This window comes from Baekduia alba (assembly GCF_028416635.1).
GTDB classification, from domain to species: domain Bacteria; phylum Actinomycetota; class Thermoleophilia; order Solirubrobacterales; family Solirubrobacteraceae; genus Baekduia; species Baekduia alba.
This window is the reverse complement of record NZ_CP114013.1, coordinates 1,887,092-1,904,285: the sequence shown is the minus strand read 5'-3', so window position 1 is coordinate 1,904,285 and position 17,194 is coordinate 1,887,092. Positions and strand designations below refer to the sequence as shown.

General features: G+C 74.8%; 15 protein-coding genes. 5 read left to right on the top strand and 10 right to left on the bottom strand.

What is annotated here, in order from left to right; translation table 11 throughout:
- The first annotated feature begins 28 nt into the window (after positions 1 to 28).
- On the top strand, positions 29 to 1,177 hold the full coding sequence (locus tag DSM104299_RS09415; protein WP_272477041.1) for a hypothetical protein: 1,149 nt from the start codon (positions 29 to 31) through the stop codon (positions 1,175 to 1,177).
- Complete coding sequence (locus DSM104299_RS09410; protein WP_272477040.1) at positions 1,174 to 1,551, top strand: hypothetical protein; 378 nt, start codon at positions 1,174 to 1,176, stop codon at positions 1,549 to 1,551. The genes DSM104299_RS09415 and DSM104299_RS09410 overlap by 4 nt, the downstream gene beginning before the upstream one ends.
- Here DSM104299_RS09410 and DSM104299_RS09405 read toward each other — a convergent pair.
- A complete protein-coding gene (locus tag DSM104299_RS09405) occupies positions 1,548 to 2,303 on the bottom strand; it encodes a glutathione S-transferase (RefSeq protein ID WP_272477039.1) in 756 nt (251 codons plus the stop codon). The two genes, DSM104299_RS09410 and DSM104299_RS09405, sit on opposite strands and share 4 nt — an antisense overlap.
- A gap of 33 nt (positions 2,304 to 2,336) precedes the next feature.
- Here DSM104299_RS09405 and DSM104299_RS09400 point away from each other — a divergent pair, with 33 nt between their 5' ends.
- Positions 2,337 to 3,155 (top strand): Fpg/Nei family DNA glycosylase, encoded by an 819-nt coding sequence (locus DSM104299_RS09400; RefSeq protein ID WP_272477038.1) that lies wholly within the window; start codon positions 2,337 to 2,339, stop codon positions 3,153 to 3,155.
- A 188-nt stretch (positions 3,156 to 3,343) separates the two neighbouring features.
- Here DSM104299_RS09400 and DSM104299_RS09395 read toward each other — a convergent pair whose 3' ends face one another.
- The 6 genes from DSM104299_RS09395 to DSM104299_RS09370 form a co-directional block, all read right to left on the bottom strand.
- The gene (locus DSM104299_RS09395) at positions 3,344 to 4,144 is read right to left on the bottom strand and encodes an SDR family NAD(P)-dependent oxidoreductase (RefSeq protein ID WP_272477037.1); all 801 of its coding nucleotides are present in this window, start codon (positions 4,142 to 4,144) and stop codon (positions 3,344 to 3,346) included.
- 10 nt (positions 4,145 to 4,154) lie between these two features.
- Entirely contained in the window at positions 4,155 to 4,721 is a 567-nt protein-coding gene (locus DSM104299_RS09390; protein ID WP_272477036.1) for an N-acetylmuramoyl-L-alanine amidase, read from the bottom strand.
- 10 nt (positions 4,722 to 4,731) lie between these two features.
- Positions 4,732 to 5,247, bottom strand: a complete 516-nt coding sequence (locus DSM104299_RS09385) for a hypothetical protein (protein WP_272477035.1) — start codon at positions 5,245 to 5,247, stop codon at positions 4,732 to 4,734.
- Between the two features lie 51 nt (positions 5,248 to 5,298).
- Positions 5,299 to 7,089 carry an urease subunit alpha gene (locus DSM104299_RS09380; protein ID WP_272477034.1) on the bottom strand — a complete coding sequence of 597 codons (1,791 nt, stop codon included), beginning with the start codon at positions 7,087 to 7,089 and terminating at the stop codon, positions 5,299 to 5,301.
- Positions 7,082 to 7,801 carry an urease subunit gamma gene (ureA, locus tag DSM104299_RS09375; protein WP_272477033.1) on the bottom strand — a complete coding sequence of 240 codons (720 nt, stop codon included), beginning with the start codon at positions 7,799 to 7,801 and terminating at the stop codon, positions 7,082 to 7,084. Before ureA ends, DSM104299_RS09380 begins: the two co-directional genes overlap by 8 nt.
- Before the next feature lie 92 nt (positions 7,802 to 7,893).
- Positions 7,894 to 8,715 carry a cobalamin B12-binding domain-containing protein gene (locus DSM104299_RS09370; protein ID WP_272477032.1) on the bottom strand — a complete coding sequence of 274 codons (822 nt, stop codon included), beginning with the start codon at positions 8,713 to 8,715 and terminating at the stop codon, positions 7,894 to 7,896.
- Positions 8,716 to 8,749: 34 nt separating this feature from the next.
- On the opposite strand from DSM104299_RS09370, the gene DSM104299_RS09365 reads away from it, so the two are divergent.
- A complete protein-coding gene (locus tag DSM104299_RS09365) occupies positions 8,750 to 9,775 on the top strand; it encodes an agmatine deiminase family protein (protein WP_272477031.1) in 1,026 nt (341 codons plus the stop codon).
- On the opposite strand, the gene DSM104299_RS09360 is transcribed toward DSM104299_RS09365, so the two are convergent.
- Together DSM104299_RS09360 and DSM104299_RS09355 are read right to left on the bottom strand one after the other, a co-directional pair.
- Positions 9,772 to 10,143 carry a hypothetical protein gene (locus tag DSM104299_RS09360; RefSeq protein ID WP_272477030.1) on the bottom strand — a complete coding sequence of 124 codons (372 nt, stop codon included), beginning with the start codon at positions 10,141 to 10,143 and terminating at the stop codon, positions 9,772 to 9,774. The two genes, DSM104299_RS09365 and DSM104299_RS09360, sit on opposite strands and share 4 nt — an antisense overlap.
- A 215-nt stretch (positions 10,144 to 10,358) precedes the next feature.
- On the bottom strand, positions 10,359 to 11,573 hold the full coding sequence (locus tag DSM104299_RS09355) for an acyl-CoA dehydrogenase family protein (RefSeq protein ID WP_272477029.1): 1,215 nt from the start codon (positions 11,571 to 11,573) through the stop codon (positions 10,359 to 10,361).
- 131 nt (positions 11,574 to 11,704) lie between these two features.
- Between DSM104299_RS09355 and DSM104299_RS09350 the strand changes: the two genes are divergently transcribed.
- Positions 11,705 to 15,787 carry a PAS domain-containing protein gene (locus DSM104299_RS09350; protein ID WP_272477028.1) on the top strand — a complete coding sequence of 1,361 codons (4,083 nt, stop codon included), beginning with the start codon at positions 11,705 to 11,707 and terminating at the stop codon, positions 15,785 to 15,787.
- Here DSM104299_RS09350 and DSM104299_RS09345 read toward each other — a convergent pair.
- Entirely contained in the window at positions 15,784 to 16,932 is a 1,149-nt protein-coding gene (locus DSM104299_RS09345; RefSeq protein WP_272477027.1) for a dipeptidase, read from the bottom strand. The genes DSM104299_RS09350 and DSM104299_RS09345 overlap by 4 nt on opposite strands.
- Positions 16,933 to 17,194: the final 262 nt, after the last annotated feature.

Sequence of the window (17,194 nt, the reverse complement as noted above, 5' to 3'; positions counted from 1 at the left end):
TCTGCTTCGTTGCGAGGATGCCGGCGCAATGACTGATGCTGGCAAGGTCCTTCTGGCCATCGCGTGCGTCGTCTGGTCGTTGGCGGCCGCCGCGGTCGCGGTCGTCGTCACCAAGGATCTGGTCTCCGACACGAAGGTCGAGCGCCAGGTCGGCGCCGGCACGACCACGACCGCGTTCTCCAACGTGACCGTCAAGGGCTCGTTGCAGGCGACGGTGACGACCGAGGTCGCCGCCGCCGGCGCGGTGAGCAGCGCCGCGCCCGCCTCGACCGCGGTCCCGGCCGGCACGGCGACCAAGACGGCGCCGGCGACGACCGCGACGACCACCGCCACGCAGACCACGACGACGACCGCCAAGACGACCACGACCGCCAAGACCGCGACGACGCCTGCGGCGAAGGCGAACGCCGACAAGGCCAAGGCCAAGGCCGACGCCGAGGCCAAGGCCGACGCCGAGGCCAAGAGCGCCAAGGCCACGGCCGTCACGCAGGCCAAGGCCGACGACCAGGCCAAGTCCGCCGCCGCCCAGCAGGCCCTCGCCGGCGCGAGCACCACGACCTCCAACGGCGGCAGCACCGACGACCTCACCGCGATCCTCGCGTTCCTCCTGCTCGGCGGCATCGGGCTCTTCTTCGTCACCGCCCGGGCCTTCGGCGGCGGTGGCGACGACGATCCGCCCGACGACGACGCCGAGCTGCCGTCCGTCGGCTCGCCGGTGCGCGCCGCGTTGGACGCGGCCGCCCACGCGCAGTCGGCCGCCGACCAGGCGCACCTGATCCCCGACGTGAGCGGCATCGACACCGCCCGCGTCCTGGGCAACGCCGCGGCGCTCGACGCGATCGAGGTCGGCCAGGCCGTCAACCGCGTCGCCCGCCTCTTCACGACGATCGGCGGCGACGCGACGACCGGGAAGGAGCTCGCCGACAAGGCGACCGCCGCCATCGCCGCCGGCGCCGCGGTGCGCCAGCTGCCGGCGGTGGCGTCCACCAGCACGCTGCAGGCCATCCAAGACGCTGCCACCGACGCCGCGCGCACGGCCCGGGACGCCGCCGAGGGCGCGGCCGCCGCCGCGCTGCGCCTCACGCCCGCCGCGCCCCCGGCGCCGACCACCCCACCGCCCGTCGCGGCCACCCCGCCCGTCGCGGACGACGACGCCGACGACGCCGATCCCGAATGATCCTCCTCACCCGCTTCTTCGCCGCGCTCCGCGCGCTGCTGCCCAAGAGCGACGACTCGCCCGACCAGACGTTCGCCACGCCCAAGGTCACCCTGCCCCAGAAGCTCGCGCTCGGCCAGGCCGTCGTGGCGGTGCTGATCGTCCTGGGCTTCGACCTCGACCCCGACACCCAGCAGCTGATCATCGGCCTGTCGGCGCTGCTGGCCGCGGCGCTGCCGGCCTCCGACGCCGCGATCCGCCGCGGCCGCGCCGAGCACTCCGACAAGATCGCCGCCGCCACCGAGAAGCTGGCCACCGTGCCGACGACCGCGAGCCCGCTCGCGCTCGGCGACGAGGACCGCACCGCGATCCTCGACGGCCTCCTGCGCCGCTAGCGCCGCTCGGTCGCGAACATCTTCAGCGCGTGCCGACCGGCCGGCGACGCGCGGTGCTCGCGCACGACGTCGACCATGCCCGGCGGCAGCTCCTCGACCGCCGGCAGCTTCACGCCGTACTCCGGCGGGGCGATCAGCGGTGCCGCGAGCGCGGCGAAGGTCAGGTCGGCGATCGAGAACGCGCCGCCCACCAGGTACGGGCGGCCGTCGGCCAGCAGCGCGTCGACCGAGGCGAAGATCGAGCGGAACGTCGCCTCCGCCTCCGTCGCCGTCTCGTCGTTGATCGTCAGGACCTTGGCCACCGCGAACGCGATCGCCCGGTTGCCGAAGCGGAACGCGTGGCGCTCCCAGGTCGGCACGCCATCGGTCATCGACGTCGCGACGAGCTCGGGGTAGTCGAACATCTCGTGGTAGACCCAGAGCCGCGTCGCCGGCCCGAGGCGCGCGTCGTAGTCGTCGGCCAGCGCCCGTGCCTCGGCGCCCAGCGCGATCCGGCCGCCGCCCCGCGCCCGCGCGTCGGCCCACGCGACGATGTCCGACGACTCCGCGACGACCTCGCCCTCCGGGCACACGAGCACCGGCGCCGTCAGCTTGCCGCCCGCGCGCCGGACGGCCAGGCGGTGGATCGCGGGCAGGTGGCGGCGCTCCTCGTAGCCCACGCCCGCGCGGTCCAGCGCCCACCGCGCCTTCTCGCAGAAGTGGCTGATCGGGATCGTGACCAGGATCGGCTGGCTCGGCGTCGTCGCGCTCATCGCTCTGCCGATCATCTCCTACTCTCACCTGCGATGCCGGAGCTTCCCGAGGTCGAGTCCGCGCGCGCCCTGATCGCCGAGCACGGGCTGGGTCGCGAGATCGTGGACGTCGACGACCACGACACCTACGTCTGCCGCCCCCACGCGCCCGGTGAGATCAAGGCCGCGCTCGTCGGCCACCGCCTCACCGAGGCCCATCGCCAGGGCAAGTCCATGTGGATCGACACCGACGACGGGCCGGTCCTCGGCCTGCACCTCGGCATGGCCGGCCGCATCGTCATCGACGACTCCGCCGCCGGCGACTACTGGTCCGACGGCGGCCGCAAGCACCTCCCGGTCTGGGATCGCTTCACGATCCACTTCGCCGACGGCGGCTTCCTCGCGCTGCGCGACAAGCGCCGGCTCGGCCGGGCCGTGCTGGACCCGAACCTCAGCCGCCTGGGCCCCGACGCCGCCGAGGTCGGCCGCGACGCGTTCCGCGAGCGCGTCGGCCACGGCGAGGCGCCGCTGAAGGCGCGGATCATGGACCAGTCGGTGATCGCCGGCGTCGGCAACCTGCTCGCCGACGAGGCGCTGTGGCGTGCCCGCCTGGACCCGCGCCGCCCCGCCGCCTCGCTGGACGACGCCGAGCTGGACCGCCTGCGGCGCGACATCCGCGCCGCGACCCGCCGCGCGATCGACCGCGGCGGCGTCCACACCGGCGCCATCATCCCCCACCGCACGCGCGACGGCGTCTGCCCGCGCTGCGGCGCCGACATGTCCCGCGCCACGATCGGCGGCCGCACCACGTACTGGTGCTCCAACGAGCAGGACCAGCTCGGCGAGCACGCCGCGGCGATCGCGCTCGCCTAGGCGCTGGCTCTCACGCGGACAAGCCCCGCCGCCTCGCCGTCACTTCCGCCCGGCGCGCTCGTTCACGCCCCCGGGACAGTCACAAAACCGGGGTGCCGCGACGTGGCCTCTCCGGACGTTGGGCGGCGGGCCGTGGGAATCCCTCGTCCAACGTCCCGGAGGGGCCACGTGGCGCCCTGCGGCTGCGCTCAGACCGGGTAGAAGCGCTTCATCAGCGGCAGCAGCACCGCGCGCGGCGTGTGGCGGCCCGCGACGCCGACGGCGCGGATCGCGAGGCCCGGCACGACGACGCGCTTGTTCTTGACCAGGCCGTCGATGCCGGCGCGGGCGCAGTCCGGGCTCGCCACGCGCGCGAAGGCGGGCACCTGGCCGAACGCGTCCTCCATGCCGGCGCGCGAGGCGAACTCCGTCGCGACCGGACCCGGGCACAGCGCGGTCACCGCGACGCCCAGGTGCGACACCTCGGTGTGCAGCGCCTCGGCGAAGCTCAAGGCGAAGGCCTTGGTCGCGCCGTAGGTCGCCTGGCCGGGGATCGGCTGCATCCCGGCCTCGGAGGCGACGACGAGGATCGCGCCCGTCCGGCGCTCGACGAACGCCGGGGCGTAGTGGCCGGTCAACGCGACGACCGTCTCGCAGTTCAACCGCACCATGTCGCTCTCGGACCGGGCGTCGAGGTCGACGAACTGGCCGGCCGAGCCGTAGCCCGCGTTGTTGACGAGGATGTCGACGGTCAGCCCCAGCGCCTCGATCCGGCCCGGCAGCGCGCGCACCGCCTCCGGGTCGATCAGGTCGCACGCGACGGCCTCGGCCCGGACCCCGTGCGCCTCGACCAGCTCGGCGGCCAGGGCCTCGAGCCGATCGGCGCGCCGCGCGACGAGCACGACGTTGTGCCCCCGCCCCGCGAGGTCGCGCGCCAGGTCGGCGCCGATCCCCGACGAGGCGCCGGTGACGACGGCGGCGGTGGTGGAGGACGGCGCGGGAAGGGCCATGCGGCCCACCCTAGAGGTCGGCGCGGTAGCGGACCATGAACCGGCGCGGCCAGTCGCCGTGCGTCTGCGTCTTCAGGCGCGTCACGTTCTCGTGGCGGTACGGACTGCTGAGCGACTCGGCGTGTCCGATGACGTTCTTGGTGGCGATGCCGTACCTGGCCTGCAGCCAGCGCGTGAGCCGGAGCGACGCCCGGAGCATCCTGATGTTGTCCAGGACGCCGCTCTCGCTGAAGCCGACGTGCTCGATCCCGATCGCGGTGGCGTTCAGCCCGACCGTGTGCCGGCAGATCCACTTCAGCGAGACCAGCTGGTGGATGGTCCCCGACGGGTCGATGACGAAGTGCGCGCACGTGCCCGGCAGCTCGTGCAGCTCGACGTCGGCGACGTCGGGCGCGAACGTGTTGAACGTCGCGCTGAACGACGCGTTCTCAGTCATGTGCTCGACGACGACCTTGGGCGCGATCAGCCGTGCGCGGTGCAGCCCGTAGTGGCGGACCGCGTAGGCCCGCGTCTCGGCCACGCGGCGCGCGCCGAACGGGATCGGGTCGTGGACGATCGGCGGCATGGCGACGGCCATGCCGGCGAGTCTAGGTCGCGCGACGGGCCAGGGAGAACGCGATGGGTCCGGACTGGCACAGCACGCGCGCGTCGCGGCGCGACCATCGCACGGTCACCGACGCGGTGCCGTGCGGGCGGTCGCCGACGACCATCGCCAGCCGTCCCTCGGTGCGCAGCGTCCAGCCGTCGGTGCCGCGCGAGCTGCGTGGCGCCTGGGTCGCGGTGACCGTGTCGCCGTTCTGCACGTACAGGTCGGGCGCCGGCGCCCAGGTCAGCGACTCCGCCCTGGCGCCGCCGTCGCAGCGCAGCTCGAGGTGCACGCCGAGGCCGTCCAGCCACTTGCCGTTGATCGTCGCCGCGACCGCCAGCCCCTGCGCGGTCTTGCCGCGCCAGTCCGTCGGGTCGGGGCCGGTCGTGGCGACGGCCGCGGGATGGACCCGCAGGCCGGCGAAGACGAGCCCACCGACCACGACCGCGGCCCCGCCGACGCGCAGCGCCAGCCGGAGCCGGCGCCCCGAGCCGCGTGCCTCGACGGCGGTCGCCATCCCACGGTGATCGGCCGGCCGGCCCCCGATCTTCAGCGCGCTCGACGAACGTCAGCCGAGCAGGTACTTCCAGGACAGCGCCACCTCGTCGACCGGCTCGATGCCGATCCGCTCGCCGTCGACCGTGACCCAGGAGCCGTCGGGCGCGACGTCGACCTCGGCTCGGACGTCGTTGCGCACCATGTCGGCGGCGCCGACGTCGCGGGTGCCGTGGACGGTCGAGCGCCGGCGCTCGGTCGGCAGCTCGGTGTCCTGCGCCGCCGCGGCGGTGAACGCGAGCGACAGCCGCGCCGCCGCGCGACCGTGGGCGCCGATCTGGCGCTGGACCACGACGGGCTCGCAGACCATGGTGGTGGCGTCGGGGTCGCCGGACGCGCCCCAGGCCGCCACGCCCATCTTGACCACCAGCTCGGGCCGGACCCCGAAGAACTGCGGCAGCCAGAAGACGCAGTCGGCGACGCGGCCGGGCGTGAGCGCGCCGACGTCGTGCGACAGGCCGTGCGTGATCGCCGGGTTGATGGTGACCTTGGCGAGATGACGCAGGACGCGCTCGTTGTCGGCGAGGCCGCCGTATCCGGCGGTCCCCCGCACGCGCTTCATCACGTCGGCGTTCTGGAACGCGCGCCGCACGACCTCGCCGGCGCGCCCCATCCCCTGCGAGTCGCTCGACAGCATGTGGATGATCCCGAGGTCGTGCAGGACGCCCTCGGCCGCCATGGTCGCCGGCCGCACGCGGGCGCGCGCCGCGGTGCGGTCGCCGTGCACGACACCCGGTTGAAGGACATGGACCGCCGCCACCATCGCCTCGTGCTCGGCGGCGGTGTCGACGCCGAACGGCACCGTCGGCGCGGTCGACGACGTCAGGATCCGCTCGCGGCCCGCGAGCTTGAGCAGGTCCGGCGCGTGGCCGCCGCCGGCGCCCTCGACGTGGAACGCGTGGACGCTGCGGCCCGCGAACGCGGCGAGCGTGCCCTCGACGTCCAGGACTTCGTTCAGCCCGTCGGTGTGGATCGCGAGTTGGACATCATGTCGGTCGCAGATGTCGAGCGCGGTCCGGATCTGCATCGGTCCGGCGCTGACGTCCTCGTGGATCTTCAGCGCGGCGCCGCCCGCGCGCAGGCCGTCCTCGACGCGCTCGGCGCGCGACGACGAGCCGCGCACGAAGAGCCCCGCGTTGATCGGCGTGTCCTCCAGCGCGGCCCAGGTCGCGCTCAGCCCCGCCTCCGGGTTGGTGCCGAGGTTCCAGATCGGGCCGTAGTCCTGGGAGACCATCGTCGTGACGCCGCCGGCCAGCAGCGCGTCGGTCACCTGCGGCGACAGCCAGTGGACGTGCGTGTCGATGCCGCCGGGCGTGACGATCATGCCGGTCGCGTCGAGCACGGCGGTGCCGACGTCGAGGACGACGTCGATCCCGTCCATCGTGTCCGGGTTGCCGGCGCGCCCGACGGCCACGACGCGCCCGTCGGTCACGCCGATCGACGCGTAGCGGACGCCGAGGATCGGGTCGAGGATCAGCCCGCCGACGATCGCGATCTCGACACCGCCGCGATCGGCATGGGCCTGCGCCGACGTCCGCGGGTCGTCGGCTGGCCGTTCGCCAAGATCGGCATGGGCCTGCGCCGACGTCCGCGGGTCGTCGGCTGGCCGTTCGCCAAGATCGGCACGGGCCTGCGCCGACGTCCGCGGGTCGTCGGCTGGCCGCTCGCCGAGATCGGCACGGACGCCGAGGCCGTCGCGCATCGTGTTGCCGAAGCCCGGGACGAGCTGGTCGGGGCCGTGGACGTCGTCGCGCTCGGCGACGACCTCGAGCGTGGTGTCGCCGAGGCGAACGGGGTCAGGCACGACCGCCACCGCCTTCCGCGTCCGCGCCGCCTCGGGCCGGTCGCGCCTCGGCACCGCGGTAGCCCTTCTCGCGCGCGGCGGCCAGCGCGGCATCGCGGATCGCGGGGTCGTCCAGCGCGCCGTCGACGAGCTCGCCGTGGCCGCGGACGACACGCGCGCCGCCGATCGGGACCAGCGCGACCTCGCGGCCCTCGCCGGGCGGGAAGAAGATCTTGGTGCGCGCCGGGACCGCCAGCCGCAGCCCCCACGCCGCGGCGCGGTCGAAGTGCAGCATGGGGTTGGTCTCGAAGAAGTGCAGGTGGCTGGTGACGCCGATCAGGACGGCGCCCTCGTTGACGACCAGCAGGCGCGTGGTCGCGCTGTCGAGCCACGGAGCCGCGGGCTCGGCGTCGTCGCCCGCGCGCGGCGCGGGCCCCAGCGGGTCCTCCACCACGACCAGATGGCGCCCGTCGCGGAACACGGCCTCGACCTCGATCCGCCGGACCAGCGCGCGGACGCCGTCCAGGACGTCGTCCTCGCCCAGGATCGCGTAGGCGCCCGCGACGACGTCGGCGTAGCGCAGGCCGTCGCGCGCCAGCTCGCAGATCCCGTCGGCGACGATCGCGGTCGCCTCGGCCTGGTTGAGCCTGAGCCCGCGCGCGCGACGGGCGCGCGCCAGCTCGGCGGCGAGGAAGAGCAGCAGGCGGTCCTGCTCCTGGGGCAGCAGCCTCATCGCCGACGGAGCCTAGCCGCGCGCGGGCCCGCCGCGAAGGCACACGCCGCCGCGCGGGGCGCACCGCAGGGGCGCGGGCGGGCCGCGGCGCGTCAGGTCGTGGGCGGGAAGCGCTCGTGCAGCGTGTCGAGCAGGACGCGCAGATCGCTCGTCACGACATCGGCGCCCCAGGCGCGCGCCAGGTCCACGACCGGACCGCGGTACAGCCCGCCGCCGACGACGACCACCGGCCTCGGCCGGACGCGATGCAGCTGCGCCAGCGCCTCCTCGGCGCCCGGCAGCCGGCCGACCGTCGCGGTCGACAGCGCCACGACGTCCGGGCACTCGGCGGTGACGAGGTCGACGAGCGCGTCGACCGGGGCGCCCGGCCCGAGCGCGATCACCTCCCACCCCGCGCGCTCCAGGAGGTCGGCGACCATCCGGGCGCCGAGCGCGTGCAGCTCGTCGGGCGAGCCGCTGACGACCGCCAGCCGACCGCGCGTCGGCGCGATGCGCCGGTCCGGCGCGAGCGTCGTGAGCAGCTGCGCGGTCGCCTCGGTGGCGTAGTGCTCGTCGGCGACCGTGACCTGGTCCAGCGCCCACAGCTCGCCGATCTCCTGCATCGCCGGGGCCAGGACCGAGGCGTAGATGTCGATGATGCTCGCCCCGTGGGCGACCAGCCCGTCCACCAGCGCCCTGGCCTGCGGGACGTCGCGGGCCAGGAGCGCGCGGCGGTAGGCGACCGTGGCGCCCTCGAGCTCGGCCTGGGTCAACGGGTCCGGGACGAGGCGCAGGTGCTGCTCGTCGCCGTGCAGCGCGCGGTCGACCGCGCCGTTGACGAACGCCGAGAGATCCCCGCCGTCGCGGGCGAGGCGGGCCTCGAGCGCGTCCAGCACGACGCTCTGGAACCTGATGGGCCGCACCTCTGTCCCCATGGGCGGAACCCTAGCTGGCATCCTGGCAGCCGCCATGACGACGCCGGCCGCCGAGGGACTGTCCATGCCGCCCGAGTGGGCGCCTCACGAGCGCACGCTGATGGCCTGGCCCTGCCGGCCCGAGCTGTGGGAGGGGCTGATGGGCGCCGCCAAGGCCGAGAGCGCAGGCGTCGCGAACGCGATCGCGGCGTTCGAGCCGGTGACGATGGTCGCCCGCGACGCGGCCGACGCCGCCGAGGCGCGCGCGGCCCTGGACGGCAACGTCGAGGTGCTCCAGCAGCCGGTCGACGACTCGTGGCTGCGCGACAGCGGTCCGATCTTCGTCGTCGACCACGTCGACGACCCGTCGCGGCGCGTCGGCGTGGACTTCGGCTTCAACTCCTGGGGTCAGAAGTTCGAGGGCTATGAGAACGACCAGGCCATCGGGCGGGTGCTGACCGAGCACGTCGGCTCCGAGGTCGTGCGCGCGCCGCTGATCCTGGAGGGCGGCTCGATCGCCGTCGACGGCACCGGCGTCCTGCTGACGACCGAGCAGTGCCTGCTGCATCCCAACCGCAACCCGTCGATGGACAAGGGAGAGATCGAGCAGCACCTGAGGGACTACCTCGGCGTCACCCAGGTGGTGTGGCTGGAGCAGGGGTTGTTGGAGGACAAGGACACCGACGGCCACGTCGACCTGATCGCCGCCTTCACCGCGCCGGGCACCGTGCTGCTGCAGCGCGCCGCGCCCGACAACCCCAACCACGACAACCTGGGCCGCAACCGCGAGATCGCGGTCGCCGCCGGCCTCGACGTCATCGACTTCGATCCCTTGGCCTACACCTCGGTCGAGGGCGAGGAGATCGTCGCGTCCTACATGAACTTCTACGTCGGGCCGCGGTTCGTCGTCGTCCCGATCGCCGGCCAGCCGGAGCTCGACGCCGCCGCCCTCGACGCGATCGCGCGCGCCTTCGCCGGCGCCAAGGAGGTCATCGGCGTGCCGGGCGTCGTCCACGCCTTCGGCGGCGGCGGCCCCCACTGCATCACGCAGCAGGTCCCGGCGCTGGCGGCCGCGCGCTAGTGGTGCGCGCGGCGCAGCCGCGCGCGCTCCTGGTGCTTCTCGACCACGCGGGCGATCAGCTGGAGGTACTGCTGGACGCCGGTGGCCTTGGCGCGGCCCTCGTTGAAGGCCTGCTCCCAGTCGGCGACCTTCGCCCCGTGCTCGACCATCAGGTTGAAGAAGTCGCGGCGCATCTCGATCCGGACGCGGGCGTCCGCCGCGATGTCCTTGGTGACCGCCATGTCGGGCATCTCGAGGCGGAACTGCTGCATGTCCCCGCGCCCGTGGAGGTCGATGCCGACGACGAGCTTCAGCGGCTTGAGCGCCGGAACCTCCTCGACGACGCCGGTGACGGCCTGCTGGATCAACTGCGGTGCGTCGCTGCTCACCTCCGGGACGCTAGCGGACCACGCGATCGCGCACGTGCGTCGCCGCCGGCGACGCAGCCGTCGAGCGACATCGCGATCCGGCGGCGCACCTTGGTCATGCCACCCCAGACGCGGCGGGGGGCGCCGAGCTCATCGCTCGGCGCCCCGACGCTGCTGCGGGTCTCGCCCTCTGGGCGAACACCCGTGACCGAACCCCGCGCCTGGGCGGGCGTCGGCTAGATCTTGTGACGCTGCAGCAGCTTCTTGCCGATGACCATGCGCTGGATCTCCGACGTGCCCTCGCCGATCAGCAGCAGCGGCGCGTCGCGGTAGATCCGCTCGATCTCGTACTCCTTGGAGTAGCCGTAGCCGCCGTGGATCCGGAGGCACTGCTCGGCGCAGAAGTGCGCGGTCTCCGAGGCGAACAGCTTGGCCATGCCGGCCTCCATGTCGCTGCGAAGGCCGGCGTCCTTCATCATCGCCGCGCGCCGGGTGAGCAGGCGGGCGGCGTCGAGCTGCGTCGCCATGTCGGCGAGCTTGAACTGGATCGCCTGGTGCTGGGCGATCGGCTTGCCGAACGTCTTGCGCTCCTGCGAGTACTTCAGCGCGAGCTCCAGCGCGCGCTGCGCCAGGCCCACGCCGCGCGCCGCGACGTTCGCGCGGCCGACCTCGAGCGCGTCCATCATCTGGGCGAAGCCCTCGTTCAGCCCGGCGTCCTCGCCGCCGAGGATCTGCTGGGCCGGCGCCTTGTAGCCGTCGTAGACCAACTCGGTGGACTCGACGCCCTTGTACCCCATCTTCTTGATCTTGGGGGGCACGGTCAGGCCGGCGTACTCGCCGGTGTTCTCCGAGACGCCGGCTTCCTTCTCCGTGATGAAGCAGGTGAAGCCCTTGTGCTTCGGGTTGGCGTCAGGATCGGTCTTGACCAGCAGGAAGACCAAGGACGACATCAAGCCGTTGGTCACCCACATCTTCTGGCCGTTGATCTCGTACGTGCCGTCGTCGATCTTCTTGGCGGACGTCTTGATCGCCTGCACGTCGGAGCCGAGCTCGGGCTCGCTCAGCGAGAACGCTGCGCGGATCTCACCGGTCGCCATGCGGGGCAGGTACTTGGACTTCTGCTCGTCGCTGCCGTACTTCAGCAGCAGGTAGCTGCCGATGAAGTGCGTGTTGATCACGCCGGAGATCGAGATCCAGCCGCGCGACAGCTCCTCGACGACCATCACGTAGGTCGTGAGGTCGAGGCCGAGGCCGCCGTACTCCTCGGGGATGGTGATGCCGAACAGGCCGAGCTCCTTGAGCTGCTCGACGATGGGCTCGGGGTACTCGTCGGCGCCGTCGTAGTGCTCGGCGTTCGGGATGATCTGCTCGTCGACGAACTGCCGGACCATCTCGATGATGGCCTTCTGCTCGTCGGTCGTGTCGGTGAAGACGCTGGTTTCAACGGCCATGTGGTCGCTCCAGGGATCCGGGTCAGGAAGACGGACAAGTTTACCTGTGGCAGCCCGAACGTTCGTCCGTCACCGGCACTCCGGAATCCGATGAACCACCTTCTGGGGTCGATGGGGTCCCTGAGTCAAGGATGACCGAAGGATCCAGCCCCAACCCCGGCTCGGGCGCCTCACAGCGCCTCGGGCCCCTCGCCGACACCCTGCTCGAGGCGACCCTGCCCGCGTGCGTCCGTGACGCCGCGGGGCGCTACGTGGCGGTCAACCCCGCGTTCGCCGACCTCGTCGGGCTGGAGGCGTCGCGCCTGGTCGGCAAGACCGACAACGCGCTGCAGCCGGCCGACGTCGCCCATCGCGTCGCCGAGCTCGACGCGCTCGTGCTGGAGGCCCACGGCCACCTCGACGCCCGCGAGACCGTCCTGGCCCGCGACGGCCGCCGCGCCATGCGCGCCTGCCGCTTCCCGGTCTACGACGGCGACGAGCCGTGGGCGATCTGCGTCGTCATGGCACCCGGCGACGACATGGCCACCGGACGCCAGCAGCGCGAGCGCCTGCAGGCCTCGGTCGGCCAGGTCGCGACCGCCGGGCTCTCGGCGCCCGCCGAGGAGCTGCTGGCCGAGCGGGAGGCCCGCGCGACCGCCGACGCCGAGGCCTTCGCCGCCCGCGAGGCCCTGGCCGTCGAGCGCGAGGCGCGCCTCGAGGCCGAGATCGCCCAGCGCACCGCGGCCGAGCAGCTGGAGCGCGCGGCCGCCGAGCTCGACGCCCTGCGCGTCGAGGCCGAGCGCGCCGCCGCCGAGCGCGAGGACGCGGCCACGCGCGTCGACGAGCTGAGCGCGCAGCTCGCCTCCGTCAACGACCACTCCTCCTCGCTCGACACCGAGCTGGCCGACGCCCGCGAGCGCGCCGACGGCGCCGAGGCCCGCCTGGCCGAGGCCACGGCGCGCTACGACGACCTCGCGCACGAGCTCAACACCGCCGAGGAGCGCGCCGCGCTGCTCTCCTCCGAGCTCGAGAACGCCCGCACCGGCGACGCCGACCTGCAGCGCCAGGTCGCCGAGCTGGGCGGCCGCTGCGAGGCGTTGCAGGGCGAGCTGCAGGCCGCGGCCTCCCGCCGCGACGCGCTCGACGCCGAGCTGGCCGGCCTGCGCGAGGGCCGCGGCGGCGTCGAGGCCCAACTGGCCGAGGCCGCCGCGCGCCGCGACGAGCTGGAGGCCGAGCTGGCCGAGGTCCGGGCCTCGCGCAAGGAGCTGAAGGGCCGCGCCCGCGACGCCGAGGCCGAGGTCGAGCGCCTGCGCGGCGAGGTCGACGCGCGCGGCGAAGCGCTCGCGCACGCCGAGGCCGCGCTGGCCGCCGCGCCCACCGGCGCCGACCCCGAGGCCCTCGCCGACCTCACCGCCGACCGCGACGCGCTGCGCGCCGAGGTCCACGAGCTGGCCGCTGCCCGCGACGAGGCCGTCACCGGCCGGGACGGCTTCGCCGAGGAGCTCACGACGCTCCACGCCGCGCACGACGACGTCAAGCGGCTGCTGGACCAGACGATCGGCTCCCGCGAGGAGCTGGTCGCCGAGCTGAACGGGCTGCGCGAGCGCCACGACGCCGCCGCCCGCGAGCTGGAGCAGGAGCGCGGCCGCGCCGAGTGGCTCGGCAGCGAGCTGACCGCCGCGCAGGACGCCGCCCGCGCCGCGCAGGAGGCGACCGCCTCCGCCGACGCGCGCCGCGAGGACCTCGAGCGCGCGCTCGGCTCCGCCAACGACCGCACCGAGACGCTGCTGCGCGAGCTGGAGGAGGCCCGCTCCGCGGTCGCCGACGGCGAGCGCCTGACCCTGGCGCTGGACGCCGAGCGCGAGAAGTCCGCCGCCGCGGAGTCGGCGGTCGTCGACGCCCGCGAGCGCGCCGAGTCGCTCGGCCGCGAGCTGGCCGCCGCGCAGGACGCGCTGGCCGCCGCCGACGCGCGCCTGGCCGCCGAGCGCGAGCGCGTCGACGCGCTGGCCGAGGAGGCCGACGCCCGCGTCGCCGCCGAGCGCGAGCGCGCCGCGTCGCTGGAGGAGGAGGCCCTCGCGGTCGCCGCCGGCGGCGAGGCGGCCGTCGAGGAGCTGACCCGCGAGCGCGAGGCGCGCCGCACCGCCGAGCTGGAGCGCGACCGCGTCCGCGACGCCCACGCCCGCACCCGCGAGGCGCTGGACCACCATCGCACGGCGGCCGAGGAGGCCGGCGTCCGCCTGGCCGAGCTGGAGGGCGTGCGCGCCGAGGCCGATCAGCGCCTGGCCGCCGCCGACGCCGCCCGCGAGGAGCTGCTGGCGCGCGCCCACGCCGCCGAGTCCGACCGCGGCGACGCCGGCGAGGCGCTGCGCGCCGCCGAGGCCGCGCGCGACGAGGCCGTCGCCCGCGCCGAGGCGCTGGCCGCCGACGTCGAGGCCGCCGCGCACGCCCGCGACGAGGCCGTCGCCCGGCGCGAGGCCGCCGAGCACACGCGCTCGCAGGCGATCGAGGCGCTGCAGGCCGCCGAGGCCCAGCGCGACGCCGCCCGCGCCGCGGCCGACGCCGGCGAGGCCGAGGCGGTCGCGGTCGCCCACGCCGCGCGCGAGCAGGCCGAGGCCGCGCTGTGGGACCTGCACGCCGAGCGCGACGCGCTCGCCGACCGCCTCTCGGCCGCCGAGACCGCCCTGGCCGCAACGAGCGCGACCGCTGAGGATCTCTCTGCGATCACCGCGCAGCGCGACGCGCTCGCCGAGCAGGTGGCGCAGGCCGAGGCCGCGCACGCCGAGCGCGTGGCCGCCGCCGAGGCGCGCGCCGCCGACGCCCAGGCCACGCTCGCCGCCCAGGCCGACCGGCTCGCCGCCGCCGAGGCCGCCGTCGCCGAGACGCGCGCCCGCGCCGACTCCACCGAGTCGGTCCTCGAACACGCCGACGCCCGGGTCGCCGCCGCCGAGGCGCGCGCCCGCGACGCCGAGGCCGCCCTGGCCCAGGCCTCCGACGTCGCCGGTCGCTCCGACGCGCAGGTCGCCCACGCGCTCGGCCAGGCCCAGGCCGCCGAGGCAGCGCGCCTGGAGGCCGTCGCCGATCTCGGCGCCGCCCACGCCGTCGCCGAGCAGGCCGGCGCGCGCGCCGCGGCCGCCGAGGCCCAGCGCGACGAGGCCACCGCCCACGCCGTCGCCGCGTTCAACGAGCGCGACCGCGCCCTCGCCGCCCGCGACGAGGCGATCGCCCTGCGCGACCGCGCCGCGACCGGCGCCGACGAGCGCCTGGACGACGCCGTCGCGCGCGCCGACCTCGCCGACGCCACCGCCGCCGAGGCGCGTCGCCGCGCCGAGGTCGCCGACCTGCGCGCCGACGACGCGGAGCGCCGGCTGCTGGACGCCGAGGGCGCGCGCGACGACGCCCGCGCGGCGCTGGCCCGCGCCGAGGAGCACGTCGGCGACGAGGTGGCGACGCTGCGCGCCGACCTCGACCTCGCGCTGGCCGCCCGCGACGAGCTCCAGACGCTGCTCGACGCCGAGCGGGAGGCCCGCGAGCTGGCCGAGCGCCGCCTCGCCGACGTCCCGCCGGCGCAGGTCATCGCGCAGATCCCGCCGGTGATGACCTCGCCGTACACGAACGGCCGCCCGTCGCTGCCGCCGCTCGAGGTCGCCGCCGCGCAGGCCAAGGCCTTCGCCTTGTCCGCCCCGACCGAGCCCGACGGCCCGCCGCCCGGCTTCACACCCGACGCGCTCGACGACCTCGACCGCGCCCTGACCAAGGCCTCCTCGCCGCGCGCCGCCGGCCGCGCCGCGCTGCAGGCGCTGGCCACGGCGACCGGCTGGAAGGGCGGTGCGCTCTGGCACGACGCCGGCGGCGTCGGCACCTTCGCGTGCTCGGAGACCTGGACGGCCTACATGTCCGGGTTGGAGCCGTGGGAGACGATGGCCTGGCGCGCGCACCTCGAGGACGGCCTCGTGCCCGCGGCCGCCGGCTCCGGCGAGGCCCACTGGGCCGACACCGAGGAGATGCTGGCCTGCCCGCGCTCCCGCTCCGCCGCCTGGGCCGAGCTGGGCACGCTGGCGACGGTCCCGGTCGTCCATCCCGACGGCCGCGTCCTGGCGGTGCTCGAGCTGGTGCGCGAGACGCGTGACCCGGCCGACCCGGAGCTGCTGGCGACGCTGACCGGCGTCGCCGTCCGTCTCGCCGAGCGCCTCGGGGCGATCGAGGTCGAGCTGGCCTCGGCCACCGGCCGCTTCTAGACCGCCCTGGTCCCCCAGCCGGCGCGCAGCACGCGCACGGCGTTGCCCGAGACGATCTTGTCGACGTCGTCTCCGTCGTAGCGCTCGCGCAGGAGCGCGTCGAGCTTGGCGAGGTCGCCGGCGGACTCCAGGCCGGTCGCGGTCGGCTTGATGAAGCCGTCGAGGTCGGAGCCGAGCGCGAGGTGGTCGTAGCCGCCGGTCACCTGGGCGATCTTGTCGACGTGGCGGTAGATGATGTCCTTGGTCTGCTCGAAGGTCGTGGTGTGGCCCGCGACCAGCCCGTCGTTGAGCTGATACTGCGCGAGGATCAGGCCGACGACGCCGTTGCGGTCGCGGATGCGCTCCAGCATCGGCTCGGTCAACATGTAGTCCTGCGCGCCGAAGCGGAAGCCCGCGTGCGAGGAGAGCACCGGGACGGTCCGGTCCGGGTCCACGGCGTCCATCAGGTCGAGCGTCTCCAGCACGCTGTCGCTGCGCATGTGCGACAGGTCGACCAGGATCCCGTTGGCCATCATCGCCCGGACCGCGGCCTCGCCGAGCGCGGTCAACCCGACGCCCGGCGGCTGCGGGAAGAGCTCGTTGTAGGTCTTGTCGTCCTCGAGGAACGGAAGCGCCGGCGCGTTGGCCGCGATCTGGCGGAAGAAGAGGTGCGCGACGGTGATGTAGGCCACGCCGCGCGCGGCCAGCTCCGCGACGTTCGCCGCGATGTGGTCGGGCGAGTCGCCGAGGTGGAAGCCGCCCTCGACGGCGTGGACGATCGCGGTCGCGCCCGTCGCCAGCGCCTCCTCCAGCTCGCCGACGTCGTGGGCGAGGCGGATGACGTCCTCGTCGTGGCGGCGCACCTCGGCCTCGACGCGCTGGAGGTCCCTCACGAGCAGCCCGAAGTAGTCGGAGTCCGGCGGCGCGGCGTAGCGCTTGGACAGGTCCATCTCCTCCAGCGGCCGGTAGAGCACCGACAGCGCGACCCCGACGCCGCCCGCGCGCAGGCCGTCGACCGTCACGCGGTAGCCCGACGTCGGCGTCCGGTCGCTGAGCACCTTGCCGAGCAACCCGATGAACAACCCCTGGATCGCCTCGTCGGTCGTCGCGGTCGAGACGTCCTCCAGGACGCGCATGGGGTAATGGATGTGGAGGTCGGCGATCATGCGTGTGCCGACCGTACACCCATCGCGCTCGGATGGACAGGAGCGAGCAGCGGTGGCAACAACACACCGAAGAGCAGTGCCAGGCCCGCGCCGATCGCGGTCTCCAGCGACGCCGACCACGACCGAGCCCAAGGCGTAGAACAAGGCGAACGCCACGCCCACCAGCGTCAGCTTCAGCGCGCCGCGCGGGCGGGACGCCGAGCATCGCCACCGGCAGCGCGCCCAGCGCGCAGAACATCCCGGCGCCGGTGTCGACGGTCAG